The organism is Acidovorax sp. (assembly GCF_016783915.1).
In the GTDB taxonomy this organism is placed as follows: Bacteria; Pseudomonadota; Gammaproteobacteria; order Burkholderiales; family Burkholderiaceae_C; genus Acidovorax.
On record NZ_JADHVT010000016.1, the window covers coordinates 43,668 to 54,124 of the forward strand.

The 10,457-nt window shown below is 68.3% G+C and carries 10 protein-coding genes; 3 read left to right on the forward strand and 7 right to left on the reverse strand.

From position 1 onward, the window contains the following. Positions 1-157: 157 nt before the first annotated feature. The 3 genes from ISS20_RS05605 to ISS20_RS05615 all read right to left on the reverse strand — a co-directional run bounded on the left by ISS20_RS05605 (position 158) and on the right by ISS20_RS05615 (position 3,314). Positions 158-1,084, reverse strand: a complete 927-nt coding sequence (locus ISS20_RS05605) for an EamA family transporter (protein WP_291434539.1) — start codon at positions 1,082-1,084, stop codon at positions 158-160. Next, positions 1,081-1,632: a methylated-DNA--[protein]-cysteine S-methyltransferase gene (locus tag ISS20_RS05610; protein ID WP_291434541.1), complete on the reverse strand. Its 552-nt coding sequence runs from the start codon at positions 1,630-1,632 to the stop codon at positions 1,081-1,083. Before ISS20_RS05610 ends, ISS20_RS05605 begins: the two co-directional genes overlap by 4 nt. A gap of 80 nt (positions 1,633-1,712) precedes the next feature. Next, positions 1,713-3,314 (reverse strand): Ada metal-binding domain-containing protein, encoded by a 1,602-nt coding sequence (locus tag ISS20_RS05615; protein WP_291434543.1) that lies wholly within the window; start codon positions 3,312-3,314, stop codon positions 1,713-1,715. 170 nt (positions 3,315-3,484) lie between these two features. On the opposite strand from ISS20_RS05615, the gene ISS20_RS05620 reads away from it, so the two are divergent. Genes ISS20_RS05620 through ISS20_RS05630 form a run of 3 tightly spaced genes read left to right on the forward strand, consistent with a single transcriptional unit; the run spans position 3,485 to position 7,043 of the window. Beyond that, positions 3,485-4,873 (forward strand): phosphomannomutase/phosphoglucomutase, encoded by a 1,389-nt coding sequence (locus ISS20_RS05620; RefSeq protein ID WP_291434545.1) that lies wholly within the window; start codon positions 3,485-3,487, stop codon positions 4,871-4,873. 20 nt (positions 4,874-4,893) lie between these two features. Continuing rightward, positions 4,894-5,673, forward strand: a complete 780-nt coding sequence (locus ISS20_RS05625) for a carbon-nitrogen hydrolase family protein (protein WP_291434547.1) — start codon at positions 4,894-4,896, stop codon at positions 5,671-5,673. After that, positions 5,670-7,043, forward strand: coding sequence for a 3-deoxy-D-manno-octulosonic acid transferase (locus ISS20_RS05630; RefSeq protein WP_291434549.1), 1,374 nt, complete (start codon positions 5,670-5,672; stop codon positions 7,041-7,043). The genes ISS20_RS05625 and ISS20_RS05630 overlap by 4 nt, the downstream gene beginning before the upstream one ends. A 52-nt stretch (positions 7,044-7,095) precedes the next feature. Here the strand turns inward: ISS20_RS05630 and ISS20_RS05635 are convergent, their stop codons facing one another. The 4 genes from ISS20_RS05635 to ISS20_RS05650 all read right to left on the reverse strand — a co-directional run. After that, positions 7,096-8,430: a TolC family outer membrane protein gene (locus ISS20_RS05635; protein ID WP_291434551.1), complete on the reverse strand. Its 1,335-nt coding sequence runs from the start codon at positions 8,428-8,430 to the stop codon at positions 7,096-7,098. 116 nt (positions 8,431-8,546) lie between these two features. Further along, complete coding sequence (locus ISS20_RS05640; RefSeq protein WP_291434554.1) at positions 8,547-8,900, reverse strand: rhodanese-like domain-containing protein; 354 nt, start codon at positions 8,898-8,900, stop codon at positions 8,547-8,549. 33 nt (positions 8,901-8,933) lie between these two features. Further along, a complete protein-coding gene (locus tag ISS20_RS05645) occupies positions 8,934-9,647 on the reverse strand; it encodes a protein-L-isoaspartate O-methyltransferase (RefSeq protein WP_291434556.1) in 714 nt (237 codons plus the stop codon). 41 nt (positions 9,648-9,688) lie between these two features. Further along, on the reverse strand, positions 9,689-10,457 hold a 769-nt coding region (locus ISS20_RS05650), incomplete at its 5' end, for an efflux RND transporter permease subunit (protein ID WP_291434557.1).

The following is a 10,457-nucleotide window of genomic DNA, read 5'->3' on the forward strand; positions in this document are numbered from 1 at the left end:
GTTTTCCTTGGTTTGCCTGGGCTGGGCGGAAGGCTGCGGCGTGTCTGCGGGCTCGCAGTACGGCGGCGTGGGCCGGAATCGGGAGCGGGGGCGTGTCGCAGCCTGCGCCGCATGTGGTCAGAAGGCGTGCACCCGATAAAAAACCCATGTAGCAAGTTTAGGCCCGTTCTGACGATGCGGCGGCGGCGCGACCCGTCCTGATAAGCCCGGTTGACAACAACGTGCCGCACACGATCACCAGCGCGCAGCCCACCATCCACGGCGTAATGGTCTCGCCCAGGAACAGCGTGCCGTACAGCACGGCAAACACCGGGGTGATGAAGGTCACGGCCAGCGCACGGCTGGGGCCCGCGTGTTCGATGAGGCGAAAGTACAGGATGTAGGCAATTCCGGTGCACAGCACGGCAATCGCCACGATGGCACCCCAGGCGCGCGGGCCCGGCATCTGGGCCGGCCACAGCCACAGCGTGGGCAGGGCCAGGCCGAGCGCGGCACCCAGCTGGCTGCCAGCGGCCGTGGCCAGCGGTGGCAGCCCCGTGAGGTGGCGCCGCGCGAAACTGGCCGACACACCGTAGAACGCCGACGCCAGCAGGCACGCCGCAATGGCCCAGTGGGCGTGGTCGGTCTTGAACCCGGTACCGGCCGGTGCGCGCCAGGCCAGCAGGGCCACACCCAGAAAACCCAAAGCCAGCCCCACCCAGCGCAGACGGTTGATGCGGTCGCCCAGCCACACCCAGGCGATCAGGGCACCGAACAGCGGCACCGTGGCGTTGAGGATCGAGGTCAGGCCGGTGGCAATGTGCAGCACCGCCCAGGAGAACAGCGAAAACGGAATCGCCGAGTTGATGACCCCCGCAAACAGGATGGGCCGCCAGTGCTGGCGCAGAGCGGGCCAGTGCCCCTGCCGCAGCATGATGGGCCACAGGAACACCGTGGCCAGCGCCACCCGCAGCCCGGCAGTGGGCAAGGGGCCAAAGTCGGACGCCCCCAGGCGCATGAACAGGAACGACGCGCCCCACAGTGCAGCCAGCAGGATGAATTCTCCGATCCAGGCGGAGACGGGCCGGGTGGCGGGGCTGTTCATGCGGTGGCTTCCATGGGATGGGCTGCGGCGGCAAAAAGGGGTGCATTCTCCAGCGTCAGCAAAGCCCTCTTGCGATCGAGGCCGCCTGCATAGCCGGTCAGGCTGCCGTTGGCACCCAGCACACGGTGGCAGGGCACCACCACGCTCAGCGGGTTGCGACCCACGGCGGCACCCACCGCCCGCACCGCGCTGGGGTTGCCCAGCTGGAGGCCCAGCGCGCCATAGCTGATGGTCTGGCCCCGGTCTATCTGCAGCAGCGCACGCCACACCGACTGCTGAAAAGCCGTGCCACCCGACAGGTCCAGAGGCAGTTCGAAATGCAGGCGTTGCCCGCCCAGGTATTGCTGCAGCTGACGGGCGGCCTCTCGCAGCACGGGGTGGTCGCCTGGCCCGATGGCCCAGGCGTCGGGGCCGTGCAACTGGGCGGTAGGTTCGTGGCGCTGGCCCTCAAACCAGACGCCCGACAGGCCAGCGGGCGAGGCCGCCAGCCGCACGGGCCCCAGCGAGGTGTCGGCCCGTGCCTGCACGGTGAGGGGGTGAAACTGCATGCCGGGAGGTCTCCAGAGAGTTGTGTGTGTCGTTTTTGATGGAGATCAGCACGATGCGCCAGTGCTGATTGCCTGGGGTGCTATTGTTTTGGTAGTAAACGGGGTTCTGTACCCTTGGCCAGGGCCACACTGCTGACACCAGCGGCCCAGGCGCGCAGTACCGCGTAGCTGCGCCAGGGGCGCCAGGCTTGGGAGGCCTCCAGCGCCGCGCGTGCCGGGTTCTTGTGCTGCTGCACCCCCAGCGCCTTGTGCAGGGCCACGTCACCCGCCGGGAAGGCGTCAGGCCAGCGCAGCACCCGCATGGCGATGTACTGCGCCGTCCAGTCGCCAATGCCAGGCAGTGCGCACAGGGCTGTGGTGGTGCTGGGCACGTCGGCGCCTGCATTCAGGGCCAGGGCGCCACTGTCCACCGCGCGGGCCAGCGCCACAATGGCCGCCTGCCGCTGGCGCACGATGCCCAACTGGCCCAGCGTGTCTCCATCCGCGTGGGCCAGGGTGGCGGCGGTGGGGAACAGCCGGTGCAGCTCTGGCCAGGGCGTGGCGATAGGCTCGCCCAGCCGCTCCACCAGCCGCTGGCCCAGCGTGCGTGCGGCGGCTACGGTGATCTGCTGCCCCAGCACGGCGCGCACGGCCAGCTCAAAACCGTCAAACGCCCCGGGCACACGCAGGCCGTCACCCTCCGGGAAGTGCGCGTGCAGCACGGTGTTGATGGCCGCGGGGTCGGCGTCCAGGTCCAGCATGGCGCGCACGCGGCGGATGATGAGCGGCAGCACGGGGTACAGGCTGTCGCTGGTCTGCAGCAGCACCTGGTGGCGCGTTACGTCAAAGCGGGCGCTCAGCCAGCCCGTGGTTTCTTGCGACAGGCCCGTGCAAGTGCTGGGCAACCGCACGGTGCGACGCAGGCCGGGGCCGTCCGCACCATGCACCACACACTCCACGCCGTGGAACTGCCGCTTTTCAAAAAAGGCCAGCAGCGCAGCCACATCCAGCGGCGGGCGCCACGCCAGGCGCACGGCGCTGGTGCCCCCTGCGCTTGCTGCGGCGCTGCCACCGCCGTTGCGCCGCAGCTGGGTGGGGTTGAGCCCGTAGTGCCCCACAAAGGCGGCATTGAAACGGCGCACGCTGGCGAACCCGCTGGCCAGTGCCACCTGCGTCACGGGCATGGTGGTGTCGGTGAGCAGCTGCTTGGCCGTGAGCAAGCGCCGCGTCTGCAGATATTGCAGCGGCGATACGCCCAGGGCCGCCTCAAAAATGCGGCGCAGGTGCCGGTCGCTCACGCCCAGGCGCTCGGCCAGCCGGGCCACGGTGGCGCTGCCATCTCCCGGCGCGGACGGGGCCTGCCACAGGTCGGGCGCATCCAGCAGGCGCACGGCCTGCTGCACCAGGATGCCACTGGCGTCCTGCACCGACCACACCAGCGCCTGCGGCGCCAGCTCGGGCCGGCAGCGCAGGCAGGGGCGAAAGCCCGCGTTTTCAGCCTGCGCGGCCAGCACAAAAAAGCGGCAGTTCTCGCGCCGGGGCGTGCGTACGGCGCACACGGGGCGGCAGTAGATGCCGGTGGAGGTCACCCCGGTGAAAAAATGCCCGTCAAACCGCGCGTCGCGCGCCTGCAGTGCCAGGTAGCGGCCTTCGTCGGAAGCCGCATCAGCAGAGATGGACTGGGATGATGCGGTCAGGGTCATGGGCCAGATCATAGGAGCCTTGCTCCACGCTACTGGCCATTTTCGGACCTGTGCCTGCAGCGGCTACCGGGCACTTATCTGCGCAGCGCGGCATCCGCTGACAAAGGCCCCCGAGGGGGCCGCCTACAATGCAGCGGACTTTTCAACCCCATCGCGAAAGGCCCCCCTGCGTGCAACCAACCCCCGCCATCTTCAAAGCCTATGACATCCGCGGCATCGTGCCGTCCACCCTGAACGAAGACGTGGCCCTGGGCCTGGGCCGGGCCTTTGGCACGGCTGCCCGCGCGGAAGGGCAGACCACCGTGGCAGTGGGGCGTGATGGACGCCTGTCGGGCCCCGCCATGTCTGCGGCGCTGATCCGGGGGCTGGTGGAGGCGGGCATCGAGGTGATCGACGTGGGCCTGGTCACCACGCCCCTCTTGTACTTTGCGGCCAGCACGCTGTGCAACAGCGGCATCCAGGTCACCGGCAGCCACAACCCCAAGGACTACAACGGCTTCAAGATGGTGCTGAACGGCCGCGCCATCTATGGCGATGAGATCCAGGCCCTGCGCAGCACCATGGAGCAAGAAAGCTGGCGACTGCTGCCCGGCGGCTCGGTCCGCCATGTGGACGTGCTGCCCGCGTACCGCGAGCGCATCGTGGGCGATGTGAAGCTGGCCCGGCCGCTCAAGATCGTGGTGGACTGCGGCAACGGCATTGCCGGCGCGTCGGCCCCCGCCATCTTCCGTGCGCTGGGCTGCGAGGTGATCGAGCTGTTCTCGGAGGTGGACGGCAACTTCCCGAATCACCACCCCGACCCGAGCAAACCCGAAAATCTGCGTGACCTGATCAACGCCCTGAAGGCCAGCGACGCCGAGCTGGGCCTGGCGTTTGACGGCGACGGCGACCGCCTGGGCATCGTGACCAAGGAAGGCACTAACATCTTTCCTGACCGGCAAATGATGCTGTTTGCGCAAGATGTGCTCTCGCGCGTGCCCGGCGGCGACATCATCTTCGACGTGAAGTGCACCCAGCGCCTGGCGCCCGCCATTGCAGCGGCCGGTGGCGTGCCGGTGATGTACAAGACCGGCCACTCGCTGATCAAGGCGCGCATGAAGGAGACGAACTCTCCCCTGGGTGGCGAGATGAGCGGCCACATCTTCTTCAAGGAGCGCTGGTACGGCTTTGACGACGGTACCTATGCCGGCTGCCGCCTGCTGGAGATCCTGAGCCGCAGCAGCGACCCGAGCGCCGTGCTGAACGCGCTGCCCACCAGCTTTTCGACCCCCGAGCTGAATGTGGCCTGTGCAGAAGGCGAGCCACACCGCCTGACGGCCGAGCTGCAGGCCCTGGCCGCAGAGACCTTTGCCGCGCCCGCCGCCATCAGCAGCATCGACGGCTTGCGCGTGGACTGGCCCGATGGCTTTGGCCTGATCCGCGCCAGCAACACCACCCCCGTGCTGGTGCTGCGCTTCGAGGGCCACACGCCCGAAGCCCTGGCCCGCATCGAGGCCGCCATGCTGGCGCTGCTGCATCGGGTCAAGCCCGACGCCCATGTGGGCGCAGCCAGCCACTGATATTGGCTGCCGCACGCCCGATGCTGTCGCTCTCCACCCCCCTGTGTGTTGCTGCCGCCCAGACGCCGTCGGCGCCGGGCGACTTGGAGCGCAATCTGCAAACGCACCTGGCCTGCGTGCGGGCTGCCGCCCACCAGGGCGTGCAACTGCTGCAGTTCCCGGAGCTGTCGCTCATGGGCTATGAGCCCGCGCTCATGGCAGACCATGTACTGACGGCCGACCACCCCGTGCTGCTGGCCCTGCGCCAGGCCGCCCAAAGCCATGGCATGGCCCTGGTGGTGGGTGCTCCGGCTGAGCCTGCGCAGCAGGGCGCATTGCCCGCCATTGGTGCCTGGCTGCTGGGGCCGGACGGCAGCGTGGCGCTGTACCGCAAGCGCCATCTGCACGACAGCGAAGAGCAATTTGCCAGCGCGGGCACGGACGACGCGCAGGTGCAACTGGTGGCCGGCGAGCCCACGGCACTGGCCGTGTGCGCCGACATCACCCATCCCGAGCATGCCCAGGCGGCCCGCGGGGCGGGCGCGGCCCTGTATGCGGCGGGCGTGCTGATCTCTGAAAAGGCCTATGCGGCCGAATCGGCCATGCTGGAAGGCTACGCGCGTGACCATGACATGGCCGTACTCGCGGCCAACTACAGCGGCACCTCCGGTGGCTACGTGAGTGCGGGGCGCAGCGCCTTCTGGGCGCCCGGTGGCCGCTGTGTGGTGGCTGCGCCGGGTGACGCGCCCTGCATCGTCTGGGCACAGCGCAGCGACAGCGGCTGGGCGGGTGGTGTGCTGAGCCTGTCTGTGCCCGCATGAACGCCGCGCGGGCCCTGTATTCGCTGCTGACCTGGAGCGCGCAGCCGCTGCTGCGCCGCAAGCTGCGCCGCCGTGCAGTGGCCGAGCCGGGCTACGCCTACGCGGTGGGAGAGCGCTTTGGCCGCTACCCGGCCCCCATCGACAGCCTGATGCCCCACAGCAGCACCGACCCGCTGGGGCGGTTTGTGTGGGTGCATGCCGTGTCGCTGGGCGAAACCCGTGCCGCCGCCATCTTGCTGGCCCAGTTGCGTGAACAGCTGCCGGGCATGCGCCTGTTGCTCACCCACGGCACCGCCACAGGGCGGGCCGAGGGCGAAAAGCTGCTGCTGCCTGGCGACGTGCAGGTGTGGCAGCCCTGGGACACGCCGGGCGCCGTGGGTCGGTTTTTGCGCAAGTTCCGCCCGGCCATCGGTATCCTGATGGAAACCGAGGTATGGCCCAACCTGGTGGCGGGCTGCCGGCAGCGGCGCATTCCGCTGGTGCTGGCCAATGCGCGCTTCAACGAGATATCGCTGCGCAAGGCGCAGCGCCTGTCAGCCCTGGCACGTCCTGCGTATGGCGGCCTGACGGCAGTCTGGGCCCAGACGCAGGAAGACGCCACGCGGCTCGCGGCCATAGGCGCGCCGGTGCGTGGTGTGCTGGGCAACCTCAAGTTTGACGTGGTGCCCGACGCTCAGCTGCTGGAGCGGGGCCGCGAGTGGCGCGCGCGCACCGGCCGCCCGGTGGTCTTGCTGGCCAGCAGCCGCGAGGGCGAGGAGGCCATGTGGCTGGAGCAGATCCAGAAAATACGGAAAAAATCGCCCCAAGCGCTAGTGGATCATGCCTTGGCAGCTATCAATAGTGAAGCATCTGGTGGGGATCTTTCCCCCGTGCAATGGCTCATCGTGCCGCGCCACCCGCAGCGGTTTGACGAGGTCCACCAGCTGCTGCAGCGGGCCGGTCTGTCGGTGTCGCGCCGCAGCACCTGGGCTGCGGCACCTGCGGCCGCTGACGTGTGGCTGGGGGACTCGATCGGTGAAATGGCGCTGTATTACGGCCTGGCCGATGTGGCTTTGCTGGGCGGGAGCTTCGCCCCACTGGGCGGCCAGAACCTGATCGAGGCCGCTGCCTGCGGTTGCCCCGTGGTGCTGGGCCCGCACACCTTCAACTTTGCCGAGGCAGCCGAACTGGCGTGCGCGGCGGGGGCAGCCCAGCGGGTGCCCGACCTGGCACAAGGAATGGCACAGGCTGCAGCGCTGGCGGGGGACGCCCGCGCCCACGAACAGGCCAGCGAGCGGGCCACCCGGTTCGCGGCCACGCACCGAGGGGCTGCGCAGGCCACGGCGCGTGCGATTGTGGCACTGGTGCAGCCTGAGGGCGGCCTGCACTAGGCCTCAGCAATTCATGCACGGGATGCACCCCGGCGCGGGGTGCAAGGACCCATTACTTGGCCAGCAGTGCGTTGACCGCTTCGATGTCCTGCTGCGACAGCGTGCCTGCCGCCTGGCGCAGCTTGAGCCCGCCCAGCAGCACGTTGTAGCGGGCCTGGGCCAGGTCACGCTTGGTCTGGTAGAGCTGGCTTTGGGCGTTGAGCACGTCGATGTTGATGCGCACACCCACCTGGTAGCCCAGCTTGTTGGCGTCCAGCGCGCTCTGGCTGGAGGCTTCGGCCGCTTCCAGGGCCTGCACCTGGCCCTGGCCGGACTGCACGCCGTAGAACGCCGCGCGCGTGGCCTGGGCCACGTTGCGGCGGGCGGTTTCGAGGTCGGCCTCGGCCTTGGTTTCGAGGGCCAGGGTTTCCTTCACGCGGTTTTGCACGGCAAAGCCTGCAAACAGGGGCAAGTTCAGCGCCACGCCCACGCTGGCGGCATTGCTGCGGGCCGTGACGCCGGGCGAGGTGATGGTGCCGTGCAGGTTGCGCGTGACGTTGTAACCCGCCTGCAGGTCCACCGTGGGCAGGTGCCCGGTTTCGGCTTTTTTGGTCTCCAGCCGCGCAATGTCCAGCGCAATGGCGGCCTGGCGCACGCCGGGCTGCTGGTCGCGGGCGGTGTCTACCCAGGTGGCAAGGTTGTCCGGCACTACGCCAGGCAGTTGCACTGGCAGTGCCAGGGGCTGCGGCTTGGTGCCAGCGATGCCGACCAGCTGGTCCAGTGCCAGGCGCTTGACTCGCAGGTCGTTCTCGGCGGCAATCTCCTGGGCAATCACCAGGTCGTAGCGGGCCTGGGCTTCACGCGAATCGGTCACCGTGGTGGTGCCGACCTCGAAATTGCGCTTGGCAGAGGCCAGCTGCTCGGACACGGCGGCCTTCTGGGCCTGCACAAAGGTCAGGGTGTCTTGCGCAGCCAGCACGTCGAAGTAAGCCTGGCTCACCCGCACCAGCAGGTCTTGGGTGGCGGCATCCAGCTGGGCCTGGGCCACGTCTACGCCGCGTTGGCCTTGTTCCAGCGTGATGCGGTTGGCAGGCCGGTACAGCGGCTGGGAGGCATTGACCCCCACGGTCTGTGCCGTGCCGGTGTTCTCGATCTTGGGTTTGGTCAGCTCCACGTTGGAGCGGGTGAGGCCCCCGGTGAGTGCGGCGGAAGGCAGCAGGCCGGCGCGGGCCTGGTCAGCACGGCGGGCTGCGGCGTCCAGCTGCGCACGCGTCGACTGCCAGGCCGTGTCATAGGTGCGGGCCGATTCCACCAGCTGCAGCAGGCTTTGGGCCTGGGCTGGTGCACACAGCGCTGCACCCAGCGCCAGGGTCAGGATGGACAGGGACAGGGGCCTAAACGGTGTCATTGCGGGTCCTTCGGAAGAGTCTGCGAATCGAATCGGGGTGGGCAGCGGCGGGCAGCACTGGGGCATGGGTGCGGCAAGTGCGGTCCATCAACAACGGTCCATCAACCACAAGGGCGTCAGTAGCGCGGTACCGCCGGATCGCTTTCGTGCGACCAGGCGTCAATCCCGCCGGTGATGTTGGCCAGATGCTCGAACCCGTGGTGCTGCAAGAACGAGGCCACGCGCAGGCTGCGGGCGCCGTGGTGGCACAGGCAGGCGATGGGGCGTTGCGCCTGGCGGGCGGGCTCCAGCTCGGCCAGCCGCGCGGGCAGCTCTCCCATGGGGATGGCCACCAGCTCAAACCCGTCGGCGCGCACGCTGGCGGTCTGCAGCTCCCAAGGCTCACGCACGTCCAGCACCAGGGGCTGGCTGCCTTCAGGTGCGGCGGCAAACCAGGCGGGCAGCTGGGCGGGGCGGACGTGATCGATCATGCAAAACTCCGAAGGCAACCGAAGGGCAGGGGGTCAGAAAGTGAAGCCAGAGGGCTCGGGGAAGTTCACCAGGCGCGGCGCGATGGTGTCCCACGGCGATGTGGTCTCAAAGCGGTCGCCAGTGCGGCGGGTCAGGGTGAAACGCATCACGGGTTCACCGCCCACGATGGCGCCCAGGCGGCCACCGTCGCGCAGCAGGGGCAGCAGGTGGCTGGGCACTTCGGCCACAGAGCCGCTGAGCACGATCACGTCAAATGGGCCATCGGGAATGGCATCGCGGGCACCATCGGCCTGGCGCACGTCGGCGTTGTGAACACCCGCATCGCGCAGGTTCTCGCGGGCCATTTCGGCCAGCTCGGGGTGGATTTCGAGGGACACCACACGTTCGGCGCGGGCGGCCAGCAGAGCGGCCATGTAGCCCGAGCCCGCGCCGATTTCCAGCACGCGGTCGGTCGGCTTGATCTGCAGGTCTTGCAGGATGCGCGCTTCCACACGCGGCTGCAGCATGCTGTGGCCCTTGCGCACGGCCTCTTCCGCGTCGTCGCCCAGCAGGGGCACTTCGATGTCCATGAAGGCCAGGCTGCGGTAGGCCGGGGGCACAAAGTCTTCGCGGCGCACCACGGCCAGCAGGTCCAGCACGTCGGCGTCGAGCACATTCCAGGGGCGGATCTGCTGCTCGATCATGTTGTAGCGGGCCTGGGCGATGGGATCGCTGATGTTGGCGGACGTGTTCAGGGGCAGGTTCATGGGATTTCTCCGTGGGGCAGATGCAAGGCCGATCGGGGCGATCAGGACAAACCTTCGATTTTAGGCGCTGCCGGGGCGCGTCCCATCTTGCGAAGGGCCCACTGGGCCAAGTCGTCCATATAGCAATACACCACCGGCACCACCACCAGGGTCAACAAGGAAGAGGTAATGACCCCGCCAATCACGGCCTGGCCCATGGGCGCGCGCTGTTCGGACCCTTCGGACAACGCAAACGCCAATGGCACCATGCCAAAAATCATGGCCAGCGTGGTCATGAGGATGGGGCGCAGCCGCACGCGGGCGGCCAGCAGCAGCGCGTCGGCGCGGGGCAGACCGGGCACGGTCTGGCCCTGGTCATTCACGTGTTCCTCGCGGGCACGGATCGCAAAGTCCACCAGCAAGATGGCGTTCTTGGTCACCAGACCCATGAGCATCACCACGCCGATGATGGAGAACATCGACAGCGTGGAGCGGAACATCAGCAGCGCCAGCACCACGCCGATGAGCGTGAGCGGCAGCGAGGTCATGAGCGCCAGAGGCTGCAAAAAGCTCTTGAACTGGCTGGCCAGGATCATGTAAATGAAGATGATCGCCATGGCCAAGGCCGAGATGGCGTAGCCAAACGACTCGGCCATGTTCTTGGTGGAGCCGCCAAACTGGTAGCGATAGCCGGGCGGGAAGGTCACGGTCTCCAGTGCCTTTTTGATGTCATTCGAGACTTCACCCGCCGAGCGCTGGGACACGTTGGCGTTCACCGCCACTTCGCGGGTCAGGTCACGGCGGTTGATCTGGTTGGCGCCGGTGGATTCG